This window comes from Burkholderia sp. Z1, from assembly GCF_014893795.1.
GTDB lineage: Bacteria > Pseudomonadota > Gammaproteobacteria > Burkholderiales > Burkholderiaceae > Burkholderia > Burkholderia theae.
Window position 1 is genome coordinate 1511383 of record NZ_JACFYL010000001.1, and the last position, 26257, is coordinate 1537639.

The 26257-nt window shown below is 67.3% G+C and carries 22 protein-coding genes; 17 read left to right on the forward strand and 5 right to left on the reverse strand.

From position 1 onward, the window contains the following. The first annotated feature begins 1 nt into the window (after nucleotide 1). The 7 genes from H3H55_RS07045 (at nucleotide 2) to H3H55_RS07075 (ending at nucleotide 9707) form a co-directional block, all read left to right on the forward strand. Nucleotides 2–1018 carry a lipase secretion chaperone gene (locus H3H55_RS07045; RefSeq protein ID WP_193098120.1) on the forward strand — a complete coding sequence of 339 codons (1017 nt, stop codon included), beginning with the start codon at nucleotides 2–4 and terminating at the stop codon, nucleotides 1016–1018. A 431-nt stretch (nucleotides 1019–1449) separates the two neighbouring features. Beyond that, complete coding sequence (locus tag H3H55_RS07050) at nucleotides 1450–2226, forward strand: Crp/Fnr family transcriptional regulator (RefSeq protein WP_129514762.1); 777 nt, start codon at nucleotides 1450–1452, stop codon at nucleotides 2224–2226. Nucleotides 2227–2394: 168 nt separating this feature from the next. Continuing rightward, nucleotides 2395–4794 (forward strand): putative bifunctional diguanylate cyclase/phosphodiesterase, encoded by a 2400-nt coding sequence (locus H3H55_RS07055; protein WP_129514268.1) that lies wholly within the window; start codon nucleotides 2395–2397, stop codon nucleotides 4792–4794. A 19-nt stretch (nucleotides 4795–4813) separates the two neighbouring features. Further along, complete coding sequence (locus H3H55_RS07060) at nucleotides 4814–5551, forward strand: TenA family transcriptional regulator (RefSeq protein WP_193098121.1); 738 nt, start codon at nucleotides 4814–4816, stop codon at nucleotides 5549–5551. Nucleotides 5552–5662: 111 nt separating this feature from the next. Then, nucleotides 5663–6412 carry a winged helix-turn-helix domain-containing protein gene (locus H3H55_RS07065; protein ID WP_193098122.1) on the forward strand — a complete coding sequence of 250 codons (750 nt, stop codon included), beginning with the start codon at nucleotides 5663–5665 and terminating at the stop codon, nucleotides 6410–6412. Between the two features lie 339 nt (nucleotides 6413–6751). Next, a complete protein-coding gene (locus H3H55_RS07070; protein ID WP_193098123.1) occupies nucleotides 6752–8578 on the forward strand; it encodes an acyl-CoA dehydrogenase in 1827 nt (608 codons plus the stop codon). 148 nt (nucleotides 8579–8726) lie between these two features. Further along, nucleotides 8727–9707 carry an NADPH:quinone oxidoreductase family protein gene (locus H3H55_RS07075; protein WP_193098124.1) on the forward strand — a complete coding sequence of 327 codons (981 nt, stop codon included), beginning with the start codon at nucleotides 8727–8729 and terminating at the stop codon, nucleotides 9705–9707. 52 nt (nucleotides 9708–9759) lie between these two features. Here the strand turns inward: H3H55_RS07075 and H3H55_RS07080 are convergent, their stop codons facing one another. Further along, complete coding sequence (locus H3H55_RS07080; protein ID WP_193098125.1) at nucleotides 9760–10677, reverse strand: LysR substrate-binding domain-containing protein; 918 nt, start codon at nucleotides 10675–10677, stop codon at nucleotides 9760–9762. Nucleotides 10678–10857: 180 nt separating this feature from the next. Between H3H55_RS07080 and H3H55_RS07085 the strand changes: the two genes are divergently transcribed. The 4 genes from H3H55_RS07085 to H3H55_RS07100 all read left to right on the forward strand — a co-directional run bounded on the left by H3H55_RS07085 (nucleotide 10858) and on the right by H3H55_RS07100 (nucleotide 13872). Next, nucleotides 10858–11556 carry a pirin family protein gene (locus H3H55_RS07085; protein WP_193099460.1) on the forward strand — a complete coding sequence of 233 codons (699 nt, stop codon included), beginning with the start codon at nucleotides 10858–10860 and terminating at the stop codon, nucleotides 11554–11556. A 49-nt stretch (nucleotides 11557–11605) separates the two neighbouring features. Beyond that, on the forward strand, nucleotides 11606–12022 hold the full coding sequence (locus H3H55_RS07090; RefSeq protein WP_122166525.1) for a DoxX family protein: 417 nt from the start codon (nucleotides 11606–11608) through the stop codon (nucleotides 12020–12022). A gap of 171 nt (nucleotides 12023–12193) precedes the next feature. Next, nucleotides 12194–12793 (forward strand): NAD(P)H:quinone oxidoreductase, encoded by a 600-nt coding sequence (gene wrbA / locus H3H55_RS07095; protein WP_193098126.1) that lies wholly within the window; start codon nucleotides 12194–12196, stop codon nucleotides 12791–12793. Between the two features lie 71 nt (nucleotides 12794–12864). Continuing rightward, on the forward strand, nucleotides 12865–13872 hold the full coding sequence (locus tag H3H55_RS07100; protein WP_193098127.1) for an alpha/beta hydrolase: 1008 nt from the start codon (nucleotides 12865–12867) through the stop codon (nucleotides 13870–13872). A 32-nt stretch (nucleotides 13873–13904) separates the two neighbouring features. Here H3H55_RS07100 and H3H55_RS07105 read toward each other — a convergent pair whose 3' ends face one another. Further along, complete coding sequence (locus tag H3H55_RS07105) at nucleotides 13905–14441, reverse strand: PadR family transcriptional regulator (protein WP_048244274.1); 537 nt, start codon at nucleotides 14439–14441, stop codon at nucleotides 13905–13907. Nucleotides 14442–14590: 149 nt separating this feature from the next. Between H3H55_RS07105 and H3H55_RS07110 the strand changes: the two genes are divergently transcribed. Both H3H55_RS07110 and H3H55_RS07115 read left to right on the forward strand, forming a co-directional pair. Beyond that, entirely contained in the window at nucleotides 14591–16612 is a 2022-nt protein-coding gene (locus H3H55_RS07110) for an FAD-dependent oxidoreductase (protein ID WP_193098128.1), read from the forward strand. A gap of 43 nt (nucleotides 16613–16655) precedes the next feature. Then, nucleotides 16656–17096 (forward strand): nuclear transport factor 2 family protein, encoded by a 441-nt coding sequence (locus tag H3H55_RS07115; protein WP_193098129.1) that lies wholly within the window; start codon nucleotides 16656–16658, stop codon nucleotides 17094–17096. Between the two features lie 34 nt (nucleotides 17097–17130). On the opposite strand, the gene H3H55_RS07120 is transcribed toward H3H55_RS07115, so the two are convergent. After that, entirely contained in the window at nucleotides 17131–18564 is a 1434-nt protein-coding gene (locus H3H55_RS07120; RefSeq protein ID WP_193098130.1) for a PLP-dependent aminotransferase family protein, read from the reverse strand. A 173-nt stretch (nucleotides 18565–18737) separates the two neighbouring features. On the opposite strand from H3H55_RS07120, the gene H3H55_RS07125 reads away from it, so the two are divergent. Then, nucleotides 18738–19898 carry a pyridoxal phosphate-dependent aminotransferase gene (locus H3H55_RS07125; protein WP_193098131.1) on the forward strand — a complete coding sequence of 387 codons (1161 nt, stop codon included), beginning with the start codon at nucleotides 18738–18740 and terminating at the stop codon, nucleotides 19896–19898. 56 nt (nucleotides 19899–19954) lie between these two features. Beyond that, nucleotides 19955–20686: a transporter substrate-binding domain-containing protein gene (locus tag H3H55_RS07130; RefSeq protein ID WP_193098132.1), complete on the forward strand. Its 732-nt coding sequence runs from the start codon at nucleotides 19955–19957 to the stop codon at nucleotides 20684–20686. Nucleotides 20687–20723: 37 nt separating this feature from the next. Here the strand turns inward: H3H55_RS07130 and H3H55_RS07135 are convergent, their stop codons facing one another. Both H3H55_RS07135 and H3H55_RS07140 read right to left on the reverse strand, forming a co-directional pair. Further along, nucleotides 20724–21791 (reverse strand): maleylacetate reductase, encoded by a 1068-nt coding sequence (locus H3H55_RS07135; protein ID WP_129514281.1) that lies wholly within the window; start codon nucleotides 21789–21791, stop codon nucleotides 20724–20726. 93 nt (nucleotides 21792–21884) lie between these two features. Further along, entirely contained in the window at nucleotides 21885–22766 is an 882-nt protein-coding gene (locus tag H3H55_RS07140; protein WP_193098133.1) for an intradiol ring-cleavage dioxygenase, read from the reverse strand. Between the two features lie 117 nt (nucleotides 22767–22883). On the opposite strand from H3H55_RS07140, the gene H3H55_RS07145 reads away from it, so the two are divergent. Together H3H55_RS07145 and H3H55_RS07150 are read left to right on the forward strand one after the other, a co-directional pair. Further along, complete coding sequence (locus H3H55_RS07145; protein ID WP_193098134.1) at nucleotides 22884–23807, forward strand: LysR family transcriptional regulator; 924 nt, start codon at nucleotides 22884–22886, stop codon at nucleotides 23805–23807. A gap of 346 nt (nucleotides 23808–24153) precedes the next feature. Then, complete coding sequence (locus tag H3H55_RS07150) at nucleotides 24154–26244, forward strand: TonB-dependent receptor (RefSeq protein ID WP_193099461.1); 2091 nt, start codon at nucleotides 24154–24156, stop codon at nucleotides 26242–26244. Nucleotides 26245–26257: the final 13 nt, after the last annotated feature.

The following is a 26257-nucleotide window of genomic DNA, read 5'->3' on the forward strand; positions in this document are numbered from 1 at the left end:
GATGGAGGTCCGGACGACACTGTCGCGCGCCGTGCTGTACGGCGCCACCGGCATGATTGCGGTCGCGGCCGTGTGGCATGCGCTCGGCGGGTCGACGCAGGCGCCCGAGGCTGCCGGCGCTGCGCGGGCCGTCGATGCCGCGTCGCCCGGTGCGGCGGCGCCACAGCCTGCGCTAGCGGCATCCGCGGTCGTGCTGCCCGCGTCGCTGGCGGGTTCGCGCGCGCCGCGCCTGCCGGTCGGCCCCGACGGGCACCTGGCGAGAGTGCACGCGGTACGGGAATTCTTCGATTATTTTTTGCTGGCGCAGCACGACCTGACGGCCGCCGAGCTCGATGCGCTGGTTGCGCGCGAGATCGCCGCGCAACCGGTCGGCGCGCTGGCACGGCGCGAAGCGCTCGACGTATGGCCGCGCTATCGCGCGTACCTCGCGGCGTTGGCCGCGCCGCCGGATGCCGCACCGCCCGGCGGGCGCATCGATCCGGACGGGATCGCGGGCGAGCTCGCACGGCGCGAGGCGCTCGCGAGCCGATGGCTCGGCGACTGGAGCACGCCTTTCTTCGGCGCGGAACGCCAGCGGCAGCGCGACGACCTCGAGCGGATCAGGATCGCGCGCGATCCGACGCTTACCGATGCACAGAAGCGCGAACGTCTCGCAGCACTCGACCTGTCGCTGCCGCCCGGCATGCGCGACGCACGCGAGCGGCTGGCGCGGCAGCGAGACGAGATTACGACGGTCGCGCGGCTCGAAGGGCAGCGCGCGGCGCCCGACACGTTGCGGGCGCAGCTCGGCACCGATGTCACCGCGCGCGTCGTGCGAATGCAGCAGGACGACGACGCGTGGCTGGCGCGCTATCGCGACTACGCGGCTGAACGCGAACGGCTCGACGCGCAGCAGCTTGCGCCCGACGCGCGCGATGCGCAGATCGCGCGATTGCGGCAACGCGACTTCCCGGACCCGGCGGACGCCCTGAGGGCCGCGTCGCTCGACGCCGGCAGCGCGGCGGCATCGGTGCACTAGCGCGCGACATCGTGCCCGGCTCCGGCGCATGCATTGCATCCCTGCTACATCCGCCGCCAGGGAAGTGTGGGATATGTCACTTATCCCGCATTGTGTCGATTCGGGAATGATTTTCAGTTATTGACTTTATTGCATTCCGGCATATTGCCATTCATGGAGAATTTTCAATGTTTCGTTGAGCAATCCTCTTTATATGGCGTGGAATTAAATGGCTAATCCTTGATTGACAATGCAAGGATATCCGGGTGGCGGATTGAACTGTCAAATTACTTCATGTAACGAAGTCGGAATGCCGCGGACGGTTGGCCTGCGTGATACCTTTTTGCCCAATGCCACCGGGAAGAAAACGGAAAAACCGTCAAATCGGTCCGGTAAAAAATGGCATGAAGGTTCGGTGGCCGAGGGCAGGAATACAACGTACGAGGTGCGCCGTGACACATCAGGCAAACAACGTCATCGAGTTGCCGCATGCACTTGGTGCCAATTATTTTCTGTCCGCGCTTGACGGAATAAATCGTTCGGAATTCGCGCCCCATTTGCAGCTTTCGAATCTCAAGACCGGGCAGGTGCTGTGCGATGCCGGCGAGAATCTGGAAGCCGTCTATTTTCCCGTGACGGCCGGCATTTCCCTGCAATGCACGGCAGGCGGCAAGACGACGCTCGGCGTGACGGAAATCGGTCGCGAAGGCGTCGTGTGCGACGACGTCATCGGCAGTGCGATGCAGCGACGCGCCGTCGTCTATTGCGGCGGGTTCGCCTATCGGCTGTATGCGCGCCGGTTCGACGACGCGTGCGACGCATCGGCGGCCATCCGGAAGCAGGTGTTCGTGCGCATGCAGCTGATTCTTGCCCAGGCGTCGCAGGTGATGTTCTGCAGCCGTCACCACCTGATGCGCCATCAACTGGGCCGGTGGCTGCTGATCGCGTACGAGCGATCGCGCAGCATCGAAATCCCGGTCACGCACGGCATGCTGGGCCAGATGCTGGGCGTGCGGCGCGAGACCGTCACCGATGCCACGCGGCAGCTTCACGAGCTCGGTCTGATCCATCAGCACCGCGGTGCCATCGTGCTGACGGACCTGGCGAATCTCGAGCGGCAGGGATGCGACTGTCATCGGGTCATCCGGGACGAAACGTGCCGCATCCTCACGGTCGATTCCGGGATCGATGCCGGGGTATCGCCGCCGCGCCGCGTGCGGACGACCTAGTCCGTCGCGCCGCGCGGGAGGGCGCGGCCGGCAACGGCTTCGTGTGCCGCGATTGCACGAAAGGCGGCACGTCGCGAGCGTGCGGAATGGGAGGTGCCTGAACGCCGGAAGTCCGGGCGTGCGCCAGGCCAGAGACGTCGAGAATAATCAGAAAAGCAGTCACCAGGTATGGAAAACATTTCGAAGCTCCCGAGTCAGCGCAGTTCGTTTCACGTGTGGCCATGGAGTCCGGCGCTGGGCATCCTGCCGATCGTCGTCGTGATCGTGGCGCTGGCCGGGTTCGTCGCCGTCAGCCTGATCGTGATCATGTCGCTGCGCGTGTATGTCGGCGGCGAAAGCAGCTGGTCGAAGGCGCAGAAGGACGAAATCATCCTGCTGAGCCGCTACGGCGAGACCAGCGACGAAAAGCTGTTCGGCGATTACCTTGCGGTCGACCGGACCCTCGTATTCCTGGGCGTCGCGCGCCGGGCGATGGTCGGCGTGCCGGCGGATCACGGGGTGGCGCGCCGGGCGATGATCGAGGCCGGCATCAATCCCGTCGATGCGGCGGCGGTGGTGTGGTTCTATCCGATCCTGAGCAGCTTCGCACGCCTGAACGCCGCGTTGCAGTACTGGGAGGACGCGGACCGGCAACTGGTCGATCTGCGCCGGGCCGCGGACGCGCTGCGCGAATCGGTGCATGCGGGCGACATCCGGCGCACGAGTCGTCTGAATCGCTCGATCTGGGACATCAATTCGCGCATCGAACCGCTGCCGAAGCGCTTTTCCGACGAGCTGAGCGCCGAGTTCCGCTCGGCCGTCATCCAGCTGATCCTGTCGTACATCGCGGCGTCGCTGCTGATCATCCTGCTGTCGGTGCGATGGGCGAGCCGCGCGCAACGCCAGCAGCGATCAATGCAGACCGAGCTCGACCGGAGCCAGGCATTCGCGGAAGCCGCGCTTCGCTCGGTTGCCGACGCGATCGTCACGATCGGCCTCGCGCGCAGCATCGAAACGGTCAACCCGGCGGCCGAGCAGTTGCTCGGATCGTCTTCGGATCTGTGCGTCGGCAAGCCGATCAACGATGTGCTGGACCTGATCGACACGTCGACCGGGATGTCGATCAAGCTGCTCGCGTCGCTGAGCAACAGCGGCGACCACACGTTCACTCGCGATCTCGACCTGATTCGCGTATGCGGCTCCGCCGTGGCCGTGCGCGCGTCGCTGTCGAAGATGGACAACGCCGCGGGCCGCTGCGTCGGCTACGTGCTGATCCTGCGCGACATGACGCACGAATACCAGTTGATCGGGAAGCTGACCTGGCAGGCGTCGCATGATGCGCTGACCGGGCTGATCAACCGGACGGCGTTCGAGCGGCGCGTGGGCGAAGTGCTGGTGGAGCGGGCCGGCGGGATGCTGCTGGTACTCGATCTGGACGGCTTCAAGGAAGTCAACGACGTATGCGGGCACGCGGCCGGCGACGCGCTGCTGCGCGACGCGACGGCGGTGTTCCGGCGCTGTCTCGACGACGACGACGTGTTCGGCCGGCTGGGCGGCGACGAGTTCGGCATCCTGCTGCCAGGCAGCCGAAACGTCGCGCCGGACGGCGGCAAGGCGGAGCGGATCCGCGCGAGCCTCGACGACTTCACGTTCTTCTGGGAAGGTGAGCCGTTCAAGATCAGCGTCAGCATCGGCGTGCTGGATCTCGCATGCCGCCCCGAGAGTGTCGAGAAGGCCATGCAGATGGCCGACATCGCATGCTATGTGGCGAAGGATCGCGGCCGCAACCGCGTGCACGTCGCGGATTCGCGCGACATGAGCTCGAGCCGCCAGGCGTACCACAAGCAATGGAGCCGTCGCGTGAAGACGGCGCTCGAAACGAATTCATTCCAGTTGTATGCGCAACGAATCGTGCCGATCCAGGCCGGGCTCGGCGCGCAGGAGCGCGCGGAGATCCTGCTGCGCATTCCGGATGCCGACGGCAAGCTGATCTCGCCGGTATTCCTGCCGGCCGCCGAACGCTACGGCCACATGACGATGATCGACCGCTGGGTCGTGCGCACCGTCATCCGGCGCCTCGCGCGGCTCGAACGGCGTCACTACGTCGAATACAACGTGAACCTGTCGGCGATGTCGATCACCGACGAACGCTTCGTCGAGTTCGTGATCGCCGAGCTGTCCGCGTCGGGGCTCGATCCATCGCTGCTGTGCTTCGAAATCACGGAGACGAGCGCGGTTCGGAACCTGGAGGTCGCGTCGCGCTTCATGTGCGAGCTGCGCGACCTCGGCTGCCGGTTCGCGCTGGACGATTTCGGCGCCGGCATGTCGTCGTTTTCGTATCTGCGCCAGCTGCCGATCGACTACCTGAAGATCGACGGCGGCCTCGTGTCGGACATGACGTCCGACAGCATCAAGCGCGGCATCGCGTGCGCGATCAACGACATCGCGCACGTGATGCAGTACCGCACGGTGGCGGAGCACGTCGAGGATACGACGACGGCCGAGATGCTTCGCGCGCTCGGCGTCGACTATTGCCAGGGCTATTACTTCGGCCGCCCCGCGCCGTGGCAGGAAGGGGGATTCCATTGAAACAACGAGGAATGAACGCATGAGTGCTCCATTTGAACTGACCGGCGACCTGACGGATCTGGCCAGCTATCCGGCCTGGCTGCGTGACGTGGTCGGCGCGACCGACGAACTGAAGGCGCGCATCCGGTCGCATCCGGTATTCGCGGCCATGAGCGGCGGAACCCTGCGCGCGCCGCAGTTGCGCGCGTTCTTCGTGACCGGCTGGGCGGTGGTCAGCCAGTTTCCCGAGTACATGGCGATGAACCTGGTGAAGACGGCCGCGTATCGGTCGCGCGGCGAAGAGAAGGCCAGGCGCTATCTGATCCGCAATATCCGCGTCGAGCAGAATCACGTCGATCACTGGGCCAACTGGGCCGCCGAATCGGGCGTGACCATCGACATGATGCTGTGCGGCGACGCGCCGCTGGCCGGGTTCGCGCTGAGCCACTGGTGCTGGAAGAGCGGCAGCGCCGATGCGCTGGCGCCGAGCATCGCCGCGACCAACTACGCGATCGAAGGCGTGACGGGCGAATGGAGCGCGATCCTGTGCGCGTCGCCGTACGAAGAGCAGTTCGATCCGGCGGTGCGGCATCGCGCGATGCGCTGGCTGAAGCTGCATGCCGACTACGACGACCGGCATCCGTGGGAAGCGCTGGAGATCGTCGCGACGCTGCTCGGCCAGTCGCCCGCGGCCCGCGATGTGCGGGACGTCGAGACGTCGATCCGCAAGAGCCTGAGCTATTTCCTGACGAGTCTCGATTGCTGCATGCATGTGTAGTCGCCGGCACCGCGCTGTCGCCGGTTCGCGCATGCCGGCCGTTCCGGTCGGCCGGCTGACCGGCGTGATGCCCGGATTCGCGGTCCAGGCTGTCGTGTTGGGCGATTTTCCATGGCCACCCAAGTTCTTGTTGTAGAGCCCGACGCGCGGTTGCGCGACATGATCGGCGTATTCCTGCGCGGCTGCCAGATCGACACGTCGGTGCTGGAAGACGTGTCGATGCTGCCGGCGTGCGTGGCGGCAGCGCCGCCGACGCTGATCGTGCTGCGCGTCGAACGGCCGACAACGGCGGCCTATATGGCGCTCGGCGCGCTGCGGCGCGCCGGCCACGACATGCCCGTGATCGTGCTCAGCCGTTGCGCGGGCGTGGTCGACAAGGTCGTCGCGCTCGAGATCGGCGCGGACGACTACGTCGTCGAGCCGTTCGAGCTGATGGAGCTCGTCGCGCGCGTGCGCAGCGCGATGCGCCGTTATGCGCTGAACGGGTCCGGGCCGCCGCGCGCGCCCGGAATCGCCGAACCCTATGCGTTCGGCGACATCGAGGTGAATTTCGTGAGCCGTCGCGCGACCCGCGCGGGGCGCGATCTCGGGCTGCGCGTCAGCGAATTTGCGCTGCTCGAGCTGTTCATCTCGCAGCCGATGCGCGTGCTGTCGCGCACGGAGATCCTCGCGCTGCTGGGGTCGAAGGCGGCGGGACGCTCCGAGCGCGGGCTCGACGTGCTGATCTTCCGGCTGCGCAACCTGATCGAGCAGCCGGTCGGCGATTATCGCTACATCCGGACCGTGCGCGGGAAAGGCTACATCTTCGTGCCGCTCGGCACGTTGGCGGACGACGACACACACCCGCCGCAACCCGCCTGAGCGGATCGAGCGGGTGCACGGGATCGTCGCGCGCCGCTTCCCGATCGCCAGGCGCCGGCAGGCATCCGGAGGAGCGGGCTTGCGCGTGCCGCAGCCTTCGCGACTCGCCGGCACGCACCCGGGCATTGTCGTTATAGAACGACCGTGCTAAATTTCCGCCAGCACTTGCAGTCACCGACCGATTCATCCGGCCCCGGCAACCGGAGCCCATGGGCGCGCCCGGCGCGCCGCCCGACAGGAGACAGACGTGATGAAGCATGCATCGATCGAGCGCAGGCGGATCGACCGGCGGGCGCATGAGCGGCCGTCGACGACGCGAGCCACCCGGAGGGCAGCACGATGAGCCTGTTGATGTCGCGACGCGATCTCGCGTTCCTGTTGTACGACTGGCTCGATGCCGAAGCGCTCGTCGCGCTGCCGCGCTACGCGGAGCACAGTCGCGAGACCTTCGATGCGGTGCTCGACACCAGCGAGCGGATCGCCGAAGACCTGTTCGCGCCGCACGCCGCGCGCGGCGACCGCGAGGAGCCGCATTTCGACGGCGAGCGCGTGACGCTGATTCCGGAAGTCGAACCGGCCGTGCGGGCTTTCGCGGAAGCCGGGCTGATCGCCGCGGGCCACGATGAAACGCTCGGTGGCATGCGCTTGCCGAAGCTGGTCGAAGCCGCGTCGTTCCTGTACTTCCAGGCCGCGAACATCGCGACCGCCGCTTATCCGTTCCTCGCCGTCGCCAATGCGAACCTGCTCGTCGCGCACGGCAGTCCCGCACAGATCGACGCGTTCGCGCGCCCGGAACTGGACGGGCGCTTCCTCGGCACGATGTGCCTGTCCGAACCGCAAGCCGGCTCGTCGCTGTCCGACATCACGACGCGCGCGGATGCCGACGGCGACTCGCCGCTCGGCCCGCGCTATCGGCTGACCGGCAACAAGATGTGGATTTCCGGCGGCGAGCACGAACTGACGGAGAACATCGTCCACCTCGTGCTCGCGAAGATTCCCGACGAAAACGGACGACTGCCGACCGGCACGCGCGGCATCTCGCTGTTCATCGTGCCCAAGTACCTGCCGGCCGATGACGGCGCGCGCGGCGAGCACAACGACGTCGTGCTTGCCGGGTTGAACCACAAGATGGGCTATCGCGGCACGACCAACTGCCTGCTGAACTTCGGCGAAGGCACGCGTCATCGTCCGGAAGGGCGCGCGGGCGCCATCGGCTACCTGGTCGGCCAGCCGAACCACGGCCTGGCATACATGTTCCACATGATGAACGAGGCGCGCATCGGTGTTGGCGCGGGCGCGGTGGCGCTCGGCTACACCGGTTATCTGCACGCGCTCGACTACGCACGCAACCGGCCGCAGGGGCGTCCGCTCGGCCCGGCCGGCAAGGACGCGGCCGCGCCGCAGGCGCCGATTGTTGCGCATCCGGACGTGCGGCGGATGCTGCTCGCGCAGAAGGCCTATGTCGAAGGCGGCCTCGCGTTGATCCTGTATTGCTCGAAGCTGGTCGACGAGGGGCGCGCGCACGGCGACGAACAGGTGCGTGCCAATGCCGCGCGCCTGCTCGATATCCTGACGCCGATCGCGAAAAGCTGGCCGTCGCAGTGGTGTCTCGCCGCGAACGACCTCGCGATCCAGGTGCACGGCGGCTACGGCTACACGCGCGACTACGCGGTCGAGCGGCTCTATCGCGACAATCGCCTCAATCCCATTCACGAAGGCACGCACGGCATTCAGGCGCTCGACCTGCTGGGCCGCAAGGTCGCGCAGGACGACGGCGCATTGCTGCGCGCGCTCGACGCGCGTATCGGCGCGACCGTCGAACGCGCACGGGCGCTGGATGCCGATATGCGCGAGCAGGCCGATGCGCTGGCGCAGCGCTGGGCGCGGCTGTGCGACGTCACGCGACAGCTGGGCGCGATCGGCGATCCGCAACAGCGGCTCGCGAATGCGAGCGTCTATCTGGAAGCGTTCGGCCATCTCGTCGTCGCGTGGCTGTGGCTCGACGTGACGCTCGCCGCGCACGGGCATGACGGCGATTTCCACGACGGCAAGCGTGCGGCGGCCCGTTACTTCTTCCGCTGGGAATTGCCGAAGGTGGATGCGCAACTCGATCTGCTGTCGAGCGTCGACACGACGACACTCGACATGCGCGACGCGTGGTTCTGAACGTCGCTGCGCCAATATTCCGGAATGCTGACGATGTGGCGGTTGCCGATCCTGCCGGCCACCGCGTATTCGTCGTGACCCGGCCGTGCGGGTGTGTCCCGCAGGCTGAACCGATCCGCGGCCACGCCGCGCAAGGAGAGAGAAGAGCATGAAAGCCCTGTTGTGTACCGCATTCGGCCCGATCGACCGCCTGCGTATCGAGGACGTGGCGATTCCGGAGCCGGCCGCAGGCCAGGTCCGGATTCAGGTGAAGGCGGCGTCGCTCAATTTCCCCGACGCGCTGATCGTCCAGGGGTTGTATCAGGTGAAGCCCACGCTGCCGTTCTCGCCGGGCGCCGAGTTTGCCGGCGTGATCGATGCGGTCGGCGAAGGCGTCGCCAAATGGCGACCCGGCGATTCCGTGGTCGCGTTCACCGGGCATGGCGGGTTCGCGGAACAGTGCGTGGCCGACGTGCACCAGATCGCCGCGCTGCCGCCGGGCATGACGTTCGAGCAGGGCGCGGCGCTCGTGCTCGCCTACGGCACGTCGCTGCACGCGTTGCAGCAGCGCGCGCGCCTGCAGCCGGGCGAGACGCTGCTCGTGCTCGGCGCGGCGGGCGGGGTCGGGCTCGCCGCGATCGAGATCGCGAAGGCGCTCGGCGCGCGCGTGATCGCGGCGGCGTCGAGTGCCGACAAGCTGGCGCTGTGCCGTGAAGCGGGCGCGGACGAGACGATCGACTATGCGACCGAAGACCTGCGCCGCCGCGTGGACGAACTGACCGGCGGGCGCGGCGCCGACGTCGTCTACGATCCGGTGGGCGGCGCCTACAGCGAGGCGGCCTTGCGCGCGACTGCGTGGCGCGGCCGGTTCCTCGTGGTCGGCTTCGCGGCCGGCGAGATTCCGAAGATCGCGCTGAATCTGGCGCTGCTCAAGGAGCGCGACATACTCGGCGTGTTCTGGGGCGACGCGGTGCGGCGCGACCCCGCGCAGCATGTCGCGAACATGCGTTTGCTCGCCGAATGGTTCGCGGCCGGCAAGGTACGGCCCGCGATCACCGAGCGCGTGTCGCTGGCCGGCGCGGCCGACGCGATCGCGCGGATCGCGAACCGGCAGGTGAAGGGCAAGGTGGTGATCCTGCCGGACGCATGATCCGGACCCGGCGCGCGTCATCGCGCTGCGTGTGCGGCCGCGCCGGCGGCCGCTACGCGATCCGGTTCAGTTCGTCGAAGCCCGCGACGAGCGCATCGAGCAGATGGCGAACGGCGGGCACCATGCCGCGGCGCGTCGGGAAGATCGCGTGGACCAGCGCCGTCGGTGCCGACAGCGCGGGCAGCAGGTGGAGCAGCCGGCCGGCCTGAAGGTCGGCGTTCACCAGTTCGCGCGGCAATTCGGCGACGCCGATGCCGCCGAGCGCCGCCAGCCGCAGACTCCCCAGATCGTCGGTGGCCAGTCGCGGCCGATGCGCGAAAGAGATGGCCCGCCCGTCGCCGTCGGCCAGACTCCACACGTACTTGTCGCCGCTACTGGCCGTTGAAACCGTCGGCCAGTCCTTCAGGCTGTCGATCGACTCGGGTGCCGGAAAACGTGCGGCCAATGCCGGGCTGGCGACGAGAATCCGGAACGACAGCCCCAGCTGCCGAACCGCGAGATCGGTGTTCTCCAGCGGCGGAACCCGGACCCGGATCGCGAAATCCAGGCCTTCCTCGACCACATCCACGCGCCGGTTGGTCGCATCGAGCAGCACCTGAACCTGCGGATTGTTCTCGATGTAGCGCGCCAGCATCTCCGCGACACCGGAACTCAGCAGCCCGACCGGGCAACTGATGCGCACGGTGCCCTGCGGCTGCGTCCGCGTGCGATCCACGATGTCCTTCGCGGCCTTCGATTCCGCGACCAGCGCGACGCAATGCTGATGGAACTGCCGCCCGGTTTCCGTCAGCGACAGGCTGCGGCTCGTGCGATTGAGCAGGCGCACGCCGAGTTCCTCCTCGAGCGCGCGAATGCGCCGGCTGAGCTTCGAGGTTTGCGCGCCGAGGCTGCGGGCGGCGGCCGTGAAGCTCCCGTGTTCCACCACTTCCGCAAAGAGCCGCAGATCGTTCAGGTCGGCGATGGGGTTCATGGCGACGGCTCCGTTCGATGAGATTGTTCTATTGGAAGCAATGATACGTTGCGATTCAGGAGATATGCGAGCGATCTTTGCGAATTTAGCATTCGTCCAACGTTCGGTGCTTCGCAGATTCCGGTGAGGCGCCGCCAGGCAACCGCCCGTCGTTCGGGCAGCAGGAAACAGGAGGCGGACATGTTGACGCATCGACGCTGGGCATCACTGGATGCGGCGAACCATGGCTGGCTGCACGCGAAATACCATTTCGCGGTCTCGGCCGAGGGCACGCCGGAGCACGCGCCGCTGGGCCCGCTGATCGTCTGGAACGACGACGAGATCGCCGTCGGCAGCGGGTTCCCGATGCACGGGCACCGCGACGTGGAAATCATCACGTACGTGCGGCAAGGCGTGCTCGGCCATCGCGACACTTTGGGATCCGAAGGAACGATCAGCGCGGGCAACGTGCAGGTCATGAGTGCGGGAACGGGCATCCGTCATGCCGAGTTCAACCGGGGCGACATGCCGCTCAAGCTCTATCAGATCTGGTTGCTGCCGCGCACGAACGGTGGGGCGCCCGGGTGGGACACGAAGCAGTTTCCGAAAGGCGACCGGTCCGGACGTTTCGTCGTGCTGGCGAGCGGCTTCGCCGGCGACGACGGCGCGCTGCCGATCCGTGCCGATGCACGGGTGCTCGGCGCGACGCTGAAGGCGGGCGAACAGGTCCGGCAAGTATTGGGCGCATCGCGCCGCGCGTATCTCGTCGCGGCTTCGGGGCGCATCGAAGTGAACGGAGAACGCGTGGGGCCGCTGGACGGCGTCGCGATCACGAACGAGGCCGCGCTCGAGATTGTCGCGGTCGAAGATTCTGAGCTGGTGATGGTGGACGCCGGCTGAGTGCCTTTATTTCCCAGTCCACCGAATCATTTCATTTCAGGAGTTCATCATGGATCGTTACAAGTATCTTCCGCTTCTCGGCCGCATTCTGATCGGTGCGCCGTTTCTGATGAGCGGGTTGAGCAAGCTCGCCGCGCATGCGACAACCGTCGGCTACATCGCGTCCGTCGGCCTGCCGGCACCGTCGCTCGCCTTCGTGGTCGCGGTGCTGGTCGAGGCGGGCGGCGGCCTGCTGCTGATGTCGGGTTATCGGGCCCGTCCGGTGGCGCTGGCGATGGCGCTGTTCAGTCTGGTGACCGCGGTGTTCTTCCATCACAACTTCGCCGACCAGAACCAGATGATTCACTTTCTGAAGAACGTGATGATGGCCGGCGGCCTGCTGCAGATCGCGTACTTCGGCGCGGGCGCGTTCAGCCTCGACGCACGGATCGGGCGCACCGCGTTGCGTATCGCACCGGCGGCGTGAGCCGAACGGGCCGATCCTCCGGGGCGACCAGGCGCGTGACAGTCCCGGCCGTCTCGTCAGGACCACCGCACGGTCGTTCCGACTTTCATTCCGTCACACCACACGGCGTGCGTCAGCCGGCGCGCGTTGATACCGTCGCGACTTCTTCGCGACCATCGTTAGGAGTTCGTCATGTCCAAGGTTCTCGTGCTGTATTACTCGTCGTACGGTCATATCGAGGCGCTCGCGGATGCGATGGCCGAAGGCGCCCGCTCGGCGGGCGCCACGGTCGACGTCAAGCGGGTGCCGGAAACGGTGCCGGAGGCCGTCGCCCAGGCCGCGCACTTCAAGCTCGCCCAGCAGGCGCCGGTTGCGACGGTGGCCGAACTGGCCCACTACGACGCGATCATCGTCGGCACGCCGACCCGCTTCGGCCGCATCTCGTCGCAGATGGCGGCGTTCCTGGATCAGGCCGGCGGCCTGTGGATGAGCGGTGCGCTGAACGGCAAGGTCGGCGGCGCGTTCACGTCGAGCGCGAGCCAGCACGGCGGCCAGGAAACCACGCTGTTCTCGATCATCACCAACCTGCTGCATTTCGGCATGACGATCGTCGGGCTGCCGTACACCCACCAGGGGCAAATGACGCTCGACGAAATCGTCGGCGGCGCGCCGTATGGCGCGACCACGATCGCGGGCGGGCAGGGGCAGCGCCTGCCGAGCGAGATCGAGCTGGCTGGTGCGCGCCATCAGGGCGAACTGATCGCACGGACCGCGAACAAGCTGTTCGACTGAACGTCGGCCGCCCCGCGCGGTTTGGCGGGGGCAGCCATACGCGATGACTTTCCGAATCAGAAGGGCCGACGATGAACAACGTTTCGAACGACGGCGGGCCGGGCGAGCACGTCGTGATGCATCCGCTCGATCCGGACGATGCGGCTGTCGTTGCCGCGATGCGGCCCGGCATGCGTGCGATGAAGGGGGCGCGGCTGGGCATCGAAGCGCGTGACGCGTTCGATGCGGCGATGGAAAACGTGCAGCGCCGCGACGATGTCACGTTCGCGTTCGACACGGTCGGCGGCGTGCCGGGGTACTGGGTGTTTCCCGCGCATGTGCGCTCCGGCGACGCGCTGCTCCATCTGCATGCCGGCTGGTTCAACTTCGGGTCCGCGGCGGCGTTTCGCCATTCGGTTGCGCAACTGGCGGTGCGGGTCGGCGTCAGGGCCTTCATTCCGGACTATCGTCTGGCGCCCGAACATCCGTTTCCGGCCGCCATCGACGACGTGCTGGCCTGTTATCGCGGGCTCGCCGAAAAAAGCATTCGCCGGATCGCCGTCACCGGCGATTCGGCCGGCGGTGCGCTCGCGCTGGTGCTCGCGTCGCGGGTCGCGGCCGATGCGGTTTCGGCCTCGACCTCTTTCACGGCCGATACGACGCTCGTGGGTGTCGCGGCATTGTCGCCGGTGACGGATCTGACGCTGTCGGGCGCCACCTACGACACGCGAGCCGATGCCGATCCGCTCTTCACGCGTGCGCAAGTGTCGGAACTGGTGCGTGCTTATCTCGGGGCAGCCGATCCGAAGCATCCGCTGGCGTCGCCGCTTTACGCGCGTGTCGCGGGCTTGCCCGCGGTGCGGATTCATGTCGGCGACGACGAAGTGCTGCTGGACGATTCGCGTCGCTGGGTCGAGCGCGCGGTCGCGGCCGGCGTGGATGCGCGGCTCGACGTGTGGCATGGGATGTCGCATGGATTTGCCGGCGGGATCGGCAAGCTGAAGGCATCCGCGCAGGCACTCGACGCGATCGGGCTGTTTCTCGTCGAACAGCTGCAAACCGGTGGCGGCGCGCGCGTCCGGCCGCGATCCGCAGCCTGAGCGCTACCGCGCGTGGTCGAGACGCGCGCGGGTCAATCCTTCGGCAGACGCAGCGTGTCGAGCGCATCCTGCGAGAACTCGACCCAGAACCGCTCGTTCGCGATGCCGGCCTGCAATACCAGGTGCTGAAGGCGCTTCGCGCGCGAATCGGCGCCTTCCGGGAAATCGCGCGCTTCGATCTGCAGATACAGGTCGAGCTTCTCCTGGTGGAGCGCGATGCGCCGCCTGATTTCTTCCTCGAGCCCCGCCGGGCCCAGCACCGCTTCCGCGCGCAGGCGCACCATCAGCGCTTCGCGCAGCGGCGTCGGATCTTCCGGTTCGGCGATCCAGCGCCGCAGTTCCTTCTTGCCGGCCGGCAGGATCCGGTACGCGCGCTTGCGGCCGCGCCCCGATTCGGCGGGCAGCGATTCGATCCAGCCGGTTTCCTCGAGACGCCCCAGTTCGCGATAGATCTGCTGGTGCGTCGCCTGCCAGAAATAGCCGATCGAGCGATCGAAGCGGTCGGCGAGTTCGGAGCCCGAACCGGGGCGTTCGGCGAGAGCGGTGAGGAGCGCGTGAGGCAGGGACATGTCGGGTCGGAAGCGGCGGCGGAATGAACCGTATCTTGCCATATCGGGGCCACAGTACAAGCGGGGAGTCTTGTTAATGCAACATGTTGCATAAACAGAATCGGCGAGCTAATATTTCTGCAACTTGTTGCATTAACAGGAGCCGACCGATGACCCGCTATCCGCATTTGACGACCCCGCTCGAACTCGGCTTCACGTCGCTCAGGAACCGCGTACTGATGGGGTCGATGCACGTCGGCCTCGAGGAAGCGCCGAACGGCTTCGAGCGGATGGCGGCGTTTTATGCGGAGCGCGCGCGCGGCGAGGCCGGTTTGATCGTCACGGGCGGCTTCGCGCCGAACGAGCGCGGCCGTCCGGCGCCGGGCGGTGCGATGCTGACGACCGAAGCGGACGCCGAGCGCCATCGCGTCGTGACGCGCGCGGTGCAGGCGGAGGGCGGCAAGATCGCGCTGCAGATCCTGCATTTCGGGCGTTATGCGTATCACCCGGCGCTCGCGGCGCCCAGCGCGCTGAAGGCGCCGATCAACCCGTTCACGCCACACGCGTTGAGCAGCGACGAAGTCGACGAGACGATCGCCGATTTCGTGCGATGCGCGGCGCTTGCGCAGCACGCGGGCTACGATGGCGTCGAGATCATGGGGTCCGAAGGCTACCTGATCAACGAATTCATCGCCGCACGCACGAACCATCGCGACGATGCGTGGGGCGGCGCGTACGAGAACCGCATCCGCTTCGCGGTCGAGATCGTGCGGCGCGTGCGCGAGCGGGTCGGCACGAACTTCATCGTCATCTACCGGCTGTCGATGCTCGATCTCGTCGAAGGCGGCTCGACGCTCGACGAGGTGATCCGGCTCGCGCAGGCGATCGAGGCGGCCGGCGCGACGATCCTCAATACCGGCATCGGCTGGCACGAGGCGCGCATTCCGACTATCGCGACCAAGGTGCCGCGTGCCGCATACGCGTGGGTGACGCGGCAACTGATGGGCAAGGTCGGCATTCCACTCGTCGCGACCAACCGGATCAATACGCCGGAAGTCGCCGAGCAACTGCTCGCCGACGGCTATTGCGACATGGTGTCGATGGCGCGGCCGTTCCTTGCCGATGCCGCGTTCGTCCGCAAGGCGCGGGAAGGGCGCGCGGACGAAATCAACACGTGTATCGGCTGCAATCAGGCGTGCCTCGACCATACGTTCAGCGGCAGGATCACGTCCTGTCTCGTGAATCCGCGCGCATGCCATGAAACCGAGCTCGTGATCCAGCCCGCGCAGCAGTGCAAGCGGATCGCGGTGGTCGGCGCCGGGCCGGCGGGCCTCGGTTTCGCGGTCACGGCGGCCGAACGCGGTCACGCGGTGACGCTGTACGAAGCCGGCGCCGAGATCGGCGGCCAGTTCAATATCGCGAAGCAGGTGCCCGGCAAGGAAGAGTTCCACGAGACGCTGCGCTACTTCCGCCGGCAGATCGAACTGCGCGGCGTGACGCTTCACGTCAATACGCGCGCGACTGCCGAGATGCTGCTGCAGGGCGAATTCGACGAAGTGGTGATCGCGACCGGCATCGTGCCGCGCACGCCGCCGATCGACGGCGTTGGCCACGCGAAGACGCTCGGTTATCTCGACGTGCTGCGCGATCACAAGGCCGTGGGACGCAACGTTGCGATCGTCGGCGCGGGCGGAATCGGCTTCGACGTCGCGGAATTCCTCGTCCATCGCGACGACGGCGCGCGCATCGACGTCGACCGGTTTTTCGCCGAATGGGGCGTCGATCAATCGTACGCAAGGGCCGGCGGCTTGCGCAATGCGCAGCCCGAGCCGGCGGCGCGGCACGTGCATCTGCTGCAGCGCAAGGCGTCGAAGGTCGGCGACGGGCTCGGCAAGACGACCGGGTGGATTCACCGCACGGCGCTGAAGGCGCGCGGCGTCGGGATGTCGTCGGCGGTGACGTACCGGCGCATCGACGACGATGGATTGCACGTGACGATCGACGGCGTCGAGCAGACACTGCAAGTGGACAACGTGGTGATCTGCGCCGGGCAGGAGCCGTCGCGCGAACTGGCGGAGCAACTGCAGGCCGCCGGATGCAAGGTGCACCTGATCGGTGGCGCTGACGAAGCCGCCGAGCTCGATGCGAAGCGCGCGATTCACCAGGGCACGACGCTCGCCGCGACCCTTTGAGACCGATTCGTTCCTTTTCCGCCCGACGCTACAGGAGTCTTCGATGACGAATTCCCCGATGCATCTTCATCCCGCTGTCGCGACCTCGCTCGACACATGGCATGCGCTGATCGAACGCAAGGATCTTGGCGCGCTGGATTCGATCGTCCATCCGGACGCCGTGTTCCGTTCGCCGATGGCGTTCAAGCCGTACGGCCCGGCACCCGCGCTGCTGATGGCGCTGCGCACGGTGATCACGATCCTCGAGAATTTCACCTATCACCGCCAGTTCGTCGCCGACGACGGCAAGAACGTGGTGCTGGAGTTCAGCGCGAACGTCGGCGACAAGGCGCTGAAGGGGATCGACATGATTCGCTTCGACGACGACGGGCGGATCGTCGAGTTCGAGGTCATGATCCGGCCGTTCAATGCACTGCAGGCGCTCGGCGCGGAAATGGGCGCGCGGCTCGGGCAGCAGCTTCCGGCGTTCAAGGTCGGCGGCTGAACCGGTCGGGTGCCGCGCGGCAACCGCTGTTCGATCAGCGCGCGAGCTGCGCGTGCGCGAGCCGGCCAAGGCGCCGGATGCCGTCCTCGATGCGTTCGTTCCACACGTGACCCGCGCTCAGGCGCAGGCAGTGGCGAAAGCGCCGGCTGGCGGAAAAGACGTCGCCCGGTGCGAAGCAGATGCCCTGTTCGAGCGCGGCGTCGAACAGCGCACGCGAATCGAAACGCTTCGGCAGTTCGAGCCAGAGCACGAAACCGCCCGCCGGGCGGCTCACTTTGGTGTCGGCCGGAAAGCTGGCTTCGATCGTACGCGTCATCCGTGCCAGGTTCTCTTCGAACAATCGCCGGATACGGCGCAAATGCGCATCGTATGCGCCGCTCGCCAGGAAATCCGCGAGCGCGACCTGGAGCAGCGTGGGGCCGCAGAGGCTGAGCGCGAGCTTGCGCTCCATCACCTGTTGCGCGCGGGCGCCCGCGGCGATCCAGCCGATCCGGTAACCGGGCGCGAGGCTCTTGGAGAACGAGCTGCAGTAGATCGTATTGGCGCCGCCGTCGAGTGCGACGAACGGCCTGGGCCGATCGCGCCCGAAGTGGATGTCGCCGTAGACGTCGTCTTCGATCAGCGGCACGCGATGCCGCGCGAGCAGCGCTAGAAGCGCCCGCTTGTCGTCCTCGGTCATCGTCGAGCCGAGCGGATTGCCGAAGCTCGACGACAGCACGCAGGCGGCGATCGGTTCCGATTCGAGCCGCTGCGCGAGCACCCCGACATCGACACCGCGCAGCGGGTCGGTCGGCAATTCCAGCGCCTTCATCCCCAACGCTTCCAGCGTGTGAAGCAAGCCGAAGTAAGTCGGCGATTCCACCGCAATCGTATCGCCGCGTTTCGCGACGGCATTCAATGCAAGCGTCAGCGCTTCGGTGCAGCCGTTCGTGACAAGGATGTCGTCGGCGGACAGCGGATGCCCGAAGCGCATGGCCCGCCTCGCGATTTCGCGGCGCAGCGCCGGCTCGCCGTAAGGCGGGCAGTAGACGTTGTAGCGCATGCCGTGCTGACGCGCCGCGCGCGCGAGTGCGAGATCGAGCCGTTTCGATTGCAGCAGCGCCGTATCGGGCACCGCGCAGCCGAGCGGCACGAGTGCCGAATTGGCGGCGTGTTCGAGCAACGCGGCGACGGCGCCGCTGATCGACACCGTCGACGCCTTCGCGCGTGAGCGCGACGCCGACGGCAACGCGAGCGTCCCGCCGCTCGCAGCCGCGACGTAAAAACCGGACTGCGGCCGCGACACGAGCACGCCGCGATCCTCGAGCAGACGGTAGGCCTGCAGCGCGGTGGAGACGCTGATGCGCTGCTGCTCGCTCACGGCACGCACCGACGGCAGCCGTGCGCCGGGTGCGAGCGTGCCGTTGTCGATCATGCCGATGATGAGATCGGCCAGTTGCCTGTAACGGTACGGCGTATGCGTGTCCATGGGGCGCCTGCGTCAGGGGAGTGGCCGATTATCGATCGTGCGCGGGCATCTCGCCAAGCAGAATTGTGTTGGTCAAATCGTCGGAAAATTGTGGCTGTTATGGTTTTCGTGCGAACGCTACGATGGCGCTGTTCCGGTCGGTTGACCAGCAAAGCAAATTGAGGGGCAAGCGCATGCAAGCGACACAGACGCAATCCGGCGAATGGCGCGGACGATTTCCGTACAACGAAATCATCTCGCTGCTCGATGTGAATCGAACCTTCAACCTGGCGGAGAGCACGTCGCAAGACCTGACGGTCGGCGAGCTGCTGGATCTGGCCGGCCTGGAGCCGGTTCGCAACCTGAAGCTCGGCTACAGCCAATCGGCGGGCGCGGCCGCGCTGCGCGACGCGATTGCCGATACCTGCAACGTGCCGGCCGCGCAGATCGTGACGACGCAAGGCACCGCGCTCGGGCTGTTTCTGCTTGCGTACGAGTTATGCCGGCCCGGCGACGAAGCCGTGCTCGCGACGCCGTGCTTTCCGCCGAGTCGCGATTGCCTGGTCGGCGCCGGCGCGACGGTGCGCGAGGTGCGGCTGTCGTTCGAGAACGGTTATCGACTGGACCTCGCGCAGTTCGAAGCGAATCTGTCGCCGAAAACCCGGCTGGTCAGCATTGCCTCGCCGCAGAATCCCGGCGGCGTACAGGCGTCGCGCGCCGAGATCGACGGTCTGCTCGCGTTGATGGCGCGGCGGTGCCCGGACGCGATACTGTTCATCGACGAGACCTATCGCGAGGCAACCTATGGCGATGCCGCCGTGGCTGCCAGTTTCGCGGGTGTCGATGCACGCATCGTTACGGGCTCGTCGGTGTCGAAGGCGCTGGGTGCGCCCGGTCTGCGGACCGGGTGGCTCACCGTGGCCGACGCGGGGCTTCGGGCGCGCTTGCTCGTGGCCAAGCTGAACACCGTGATCTCGGGTTCCGTGCTCGACGAAACGCTTGCCGCCACCTTGCTGCGCAACCGGGAGCGTGTGCTTGCGCCCCGGCGCCGGCTGCTTGCCGATGCGCTCGACGTCGTGTCGGGCTGGTGCGAAGGCGAGCGCTCGCGTGTCGAGTGGGTCCGGCCGGATGCTGGCGCGCTGTGCTGTGTGCGGTTGCGCGCGGAGGCATTCGACGAGCAGGCCGTAGCGCGCTTCTGGCAAGTGCTGCCCGAGTACGATCTGCAACTGGCGTCCGGCACCTGGTTCGGCGAAAGCAGCCGCGTGTTCCGGCTGGGCTTCGGTTATCTTCCGCTGGAACGCCTGCCGCCGGCATTGTCGGCGCTGTCGCAGGCGATGGATGCGGCTGTGGCATGAACCGGGCGCCCGGCGGGCGAGCGGGGTGGACATCATGGAACGTCAGGAGTGACACGATGAAAGTAAGGATTGCGTATATCGAGGAGCCGCCGTTCTACTGGACGGGCGAAGACGGCACCGTGACCGGCGCGGATATCGAGCTGGCCGAGGTGGTGCTGCGCGCGATCGGCGTGACGGAAATCGAGTATCACCCGACCTCGTTCGACGCACTGCTGCCCGGCGTGCAGGCAGGCCGCTGGGACATGAACGTGCCGATCTTCGTGACGGCCGAACGTGCGCAGCACGTTGCGTTCAGCGTGCCGGTGTGGGCGATCGGCGACGGGTTTCTGGTTCAGGCCGGCAATCCGAAGGCACTGACGAGCTACGCGGCCGTCGCGGCACGCGGCGATGCGCGGCTGGGGTGCGTTGCCGCGCAGGTGCAGATCGACTCGGCCCGGTCGGCAGGCGTGCGCGACGCCCAGATCGTCGTGTTCAAGGATCAGCCTGACGCAGTCGCCGCGTTGCTTGCGGGGCAGATCGATGCGTATGCAAGCACGGCGATCGGGAATCGCGTTGTCGCGGGCGCGAACGAAGGCGTGGCAGCCGTCGCGCACGAGCTTGGCGCGGGCGCGGCGGCGCCGGTCGGTGCGTTCTCGTTCGGCAGGAACAACGATGCGCTCGTGCAGGCCGTGAATGGGAAGCTGCGCGAGTATCTCGGCTCGGCCGATCATCGCGAGCGGACGGCGAAGTATGGTTTTACGCGGGCGGAGATCGACGGCGTGGTGGCGGGCCGCGGCGCGCAGTCGTAGTGTTGCACGCAACGTTACGCGCCAGCCGCGCGCGGATTCAGCGTACGTTCGAGCGGGGCAGGCTGCCGTCGAATGCATCCTGCAGCAGCGCGCGCAGGCCGTCGCGCTCGATCGGACGCGGGTTCCAGTACGGATTGGCGGCCGCGAGATCGGCCGCGCGATCGAGGTCGGCTTCCTGCATGCCGATCGCTTTCAACGAGACCGGTGCGCCATTGTCGAGCGCCAGCGCATAGATGCCGCGCGCCGCGTCGTTGGTGCCGATTGCGCGGGCGATCCGCTGCATCGCGTCCGGCGCATGCGCGGCGTTGTACGCGAGTGCATGCGGCAGCACGACCGTATGGGTCGGCGCGTGCGGCAGGTTGAAACTGCCGCCGAGCGTGTGACAGAGCTTGTGGTGCAGCGCCATGCCGACGTTGCCGAGAACCATGCCGCACAGCCACGCGCCGTAGAGCGCATCGCTGCGCGCGGCAAGATCGGCGGCGTTGCGGCGCACACCGGGCAGGCCGCGCGCCAGCGCGCGAATGCCTTCCTCGGCGACGAGGCTCATGACCGGATTCGCGTTGTTCGCGTAGAGGCCTTCCGCCGCGTGCGCGATCGCATTGATGCCGCTCGTCACCGACAGTTCGACCGGCAGCGTGACGGTGAGCTCGGGATCGTAGATCACCGTCTTCGGCAACACGCGCGCGTCGGACCCCGTGCGCTTGACACCGCCTTCGGTCAGGCCGTAGATCGGCGTCATTTCGCTGCCGGCGTAGGTCGTCGGTATCGCCAGGATCGGCAGGCTGCTTTCGAGCGCGATCGCCTTGCCGAGGCCGATCGTCGACCCGCCGCCGATCGCGATCGCGCAATCCGCGTCGCATGACCGGGCGAACGCCTGCGCATCGCGGGCGATTTCGATCGGCACGTGCATCGTCGCGCGGTCGTACAGGCCTGCGGCACGCGCACCGAGCCGCTCGACGATGCGTTGCGCGAGCTCGTGCTGGTCCGGCGTGCAGAGCACCAGCGCGCGCTGCGCGCCCAGCTCCAGCACTTCGCGTTCGAGATGCTGCAGGCTGCCTGCACCGAAGACGACGCGTGCGGGACGCGCCTGGTAGATGAAGTTCATGTTCTCGTTACTCCGTTGCGTAGTCGGCGTGATGGCGCGCGGTGCGCTCACCCCCGGTCTTGCCGGCAACATTCCACATCACGACATGCCGGATCATGCGGCACGCTCCGCGCGATTCAGCACGAAGTCGTAATCGAGCGTGTAGAACGGCGTGTCCATGCGCGATCCGTCGGGCGCCATGCCGGGCGCGTGCCGGACCCAGTCGGCGACGAGTGTCGAACGCACGCCGAATACCGCATCGGAGTCGAGATAGCGGTCGCCGTCGCGGAACACGTGCGTGATCAGCGTTTCGAAGCCGGGCGCCTCGATCATGAAGTGCAGGTGCGCGGGGCGCCACGGGTGGCGGCCGAGTGCATCGAGCATCGCGCCGACCGGGCCGTCGTGCGGAATCGGATACGGTTCGGCGAGGATCGAACGGAACGCGTAGCGGCCGTCGGCATCGGTGCGCAGCCGCCCGCGTGCGCGATGCGTGACCGAGCCGTCGTCGGCCGGCTGTTGCACGTCGTAATGCCCGTCCTCGTCGGCTTGCCAGACTTCCAGCGAGGCGTGTGCGACGGGCGTGCCGTGGATGTCGCGCACACGACCCGACACGAAGCAGGGCTCGCCGCACGCGCCGTTCGCGATATCGTCGAACATCCCGAACTCGGGGCTGCCTTCGACGTAGAACGGACCGAATACGGTCGCCTCCGTGCAGCCGGCCGGCTTCGCATGATTCTGCGCGGTCACGAGGGTCGACAGCCCGAGCACGTCGGACAGCAGGATGAACTCCTGCCGCTTGTCATCGGTGATGTGCCCGACCGCGGTCAGGAAGCCGATCGCGGCCTGCCACTCGGCTTCGGTGAGCTTCGTTTCCCGTGCGAACGCATGCAGGTGCTGGACGAGGCTCGTCATGACCGTGCGCAGCCGCTCGTCGCGACAGCCGCCCAGCGACGCGATCACGGCTTGCGTGATGGTGTCTTCGTTGAGATTGCGCATGGGGTCGTCTCCTGATGTCGTTCGATCACGCATTGACGTAACATTAATTCCTCCTTTGATCGTAATAAAGAGGGTTTGGAGGAGTTTTGTTCTCCGCCAGGTGGAAGAATCGAACGCATGGACAAGTGGACGCAGATCGAATTTTTCGTGCAGGTGGCCGAGCTGGGCAGCCTGTCGAAGGCCGCCGAGCGGCTCGGCATGTCGAGCGCGGCGGCGAGCCGCTGCCTGAATGCGCTTGAGGAGCGCCTGGCGGCGCGGCTCGTCGAGCGGACCACGCGCCGCTTGTGGTTGACCGACGCCGGGCACGAGTACCACCGGCGCTGCGTCGCGATCCTGACGGAGCTGTCGGAGGCCGACGCGGCGGTCAACGAGGCGAGCGTCAATCCGGCCGGCACGTTGCGCGTGACCGCGTCGGTGTCGTTCGCGTCGATCTATATCGCGCCGGCGTTGCCGGAGTTTCATCGCCGCTACCCGAACCTGACCGTGCAGATCGTCGCCGCGAACCGCTACCCGGATTTCATCGAGGCCGGCATCGACGTGGCGATCCGCACGCGCGAGCACGAGGCCGATTCGGGCATCACCGTGCGCAAGCTCGCGGAGACGCGGCGTGTGCTGGCCGCGTCGCCCGGGTATCTGGCGAAGCATGGCGCGCCGGCGACGCCCGATGCGCTGTGCGACCATCGGCTGCTGGTCTACAACCTCGCCAACGATCCGTACGTGCTGCATTTCCGCCACGGCGCGAAGCAGCAGTCGGTCACGATCAAGAGCGTGCTCGATGCGAACGAAGGGCAGGTGATCCGCGCCGCGGCGCTCGCCGGGCTCGGCATCCTGATCCAGCCGCTCTACATCATCCACGACGATATCGTCGCGGGGAAGCTGGTGCCGGTGCTCACCGACTGGCAACTGCCGACGCTCACCGTCAACATCGCGTACCAAAGCCGCCGTCACCAGCCGGCGAAGATCCGCGTATTCACCGAGTTTCTGATCGAGCGCTTCGAACGCCTCGGACTCGCGCGCAAGTGGAAGGAAGTCGGCCGCTGAGCGCGGGCAGTCGGTCGCGATCGGCCCGCGGTTGCGGTGCGCAACCGGCCGCAGGGCGACACGCTGCGGGTGCAGTTCAGCTTTCCGCTGTTGCGACATGGCGCGAGCCGGCGAAAGCTGACAAAATCCTGACGAATCAAGTTGATATATTGTATCATCCGATGTTTTCGTCGCCTGCCGCCCGGGCCGCCGGGCATGGCCGCGCGCGACGACACCATCCGAAGATCGATACGAAGTGACGAAAGCCAGAAACAAACCGGCGCGAGGGGAGCGGCAGCATGCCGCGTCGCGCCGGAACACCGGCGCCTGGCGCGCACGCGGCTGCACGACCTTGCTCGGCTGCGCGATGGCGACCTCCGGCGCGTTGGCCGCCGAAGCGGCAGCCCCCGCACCGGACGACCGGCACGCGTTGCCGGCGATCAATGTTTCCGCGCGATCCGCGCCGGTCGATCCGCTGACGCAACCGCTCGAAACGGGCTCGCGGCTCGGGCTGGCGAGCCTCGACACGCCCGCGAGCGTCGAGACGGTTACGGCCGACACGATCGACGCGCGCGGCGATCGCACGGTGCTCGACGCGGTCACGCGCACGGCCGGGTTCTCGAGCGCGATGGCGCCGGGCACCGGTGGCACCGCGATGAGCGTGCGCGGCTTCAGCGGGCAGGAATCGGTGATGACGCTGCTCGACGGCGTGCGGCTCATGCCGGCGGCCGGCACGATCACGTTCCCGTTCGATACCTGGTCGGTCGAGCGCATCGAAGTGCTGCGCGGCCCGGCGTCGGTGCTGTACGGCGAAGGGGCGATCGGCGGCGTCGTGAACGTGGTGCCGAAGCGGCCGCAGCGTACGCGCGAGACGACGCTGCAGGTCGGCGTCGGCCCCGACGGCGCGAAGCGCGTCGCGTTCGATACGACGGGCGCGCTCGGCCCGCGGCTGTCGTACCGCTTCTACGCGAGCGATGCACGCGCGAACGGTCTCGCCGAGCGGGCCGATACGCATACGACGGCGGTCGGCGGCGCGCTGCGCTTCGACGTGAGCCCGCAACTCACGCTGACGCTCGACTACGACTACGGCCGCCAGATGCCGGCGACCTACTATGGCGTGCCCGCGCCGAACGGCGTGCTCGACCCGTCGCTGCGCAAGCTCAACTACAACGTCGGCGATGCGACGATCGCGTATTACGACCAGTGGACGCGCCTGTCGGCCAGCTACCGGCCCGCGCCCGGCGTGACGATCGACAACCAGCTCTACTACCTGACGTCGAACCGCCACTGGCGCAACGCCGAATCGTATGCGCTCGACCCCGCGACGGGGCGCGTCACGCGCGGCGACTATCTCGACATCGGCCACCATCAGCGGCAGATCGGCGACCGGCTGAGCGCGCGCTTCGACGGCACGTTGTTCGGCCGCGCGAACCGCTTCGTCGTCGGCACGGAATTCAGCCAGATCACGTTCGACGGCACCAACAATTCGCCGTACGGCGGCGAATCGACGGTGGCTGCGCACGGTTTCGATCCCGGCGTGTTCGCGAGCCCCGACCCGACGCTGCCGAAGTTCAGCACGCGTGCGCGGCAGGCCGCGGTGTTCGCCGAGAACCGGCTCGAAGTGCTGCCGCGGCTCGCGTGGGTGAGCGGCCTGCGTTACGACCACATCGCGTTCAGCCGCGAGCAGGCGGCGGCCGGCGCGGGCTTCGACAAGCGTTTCGCGAATATCGGCTGGCGTACGGGTTTCGTGTTCGAAGTCGCGCCGACGTTGAGCGCGTATGCGCAGTACACGACGGGCGCGGAAGGCCTCGGCTCGCTCGTGACGTTGTCCGCGTCGCAGGCGAACTACCGGCTCGCGACCGGCGAACAGTGGGAAGCCGGCGTCAAGCAGACGCTGCTCGACGGCCGCGCGTACTGGACGTTCGCGGTGTACGACATCACGAAGCGCAACCTGCTCAGCACCGACCCGTTCAATCCCGCGCTGCGCCAGCAGGTCGGCAGGCAATCGTCGCGCGGCGTCGAACTGACGGGCGGCGCGCGGCTGCCGCACGGCTGGACGGTCGACGCGAACGTCGCGCTGCTGCGCGCGCGCTACGACGCGTTCAACCAGACGGTCGGCGGCGCCACGGTGTCACGCGCCGGCAACGTGCCGTCCAACGTGCCGCAGCAGACGGCGAACCTGTGGCTCGGCTGGGCGTTCGCCGAGCGCTGGCAGGCGAATGCGGGCGTGCGTTATGTCGGCGCGACGTACGGCGACGATGCGAACCGCCTGCAGGTGCCGTCGTACACGGTGTTCGATGCGTCGCTGCGCTGGCAGCCGACGTCGCGCACCGAGCTCGCGCTGTATCTGCGCAATCTCGCGAATCGCACGTATGCGGTGACGACGTCGAACGGAGGCGAGCAATGGTTGCTCGGTCCGTCGCGCTCGGCGGAGCTCGTCGCGACGATGCGCTTCTAGTGCGGCGTGGCGA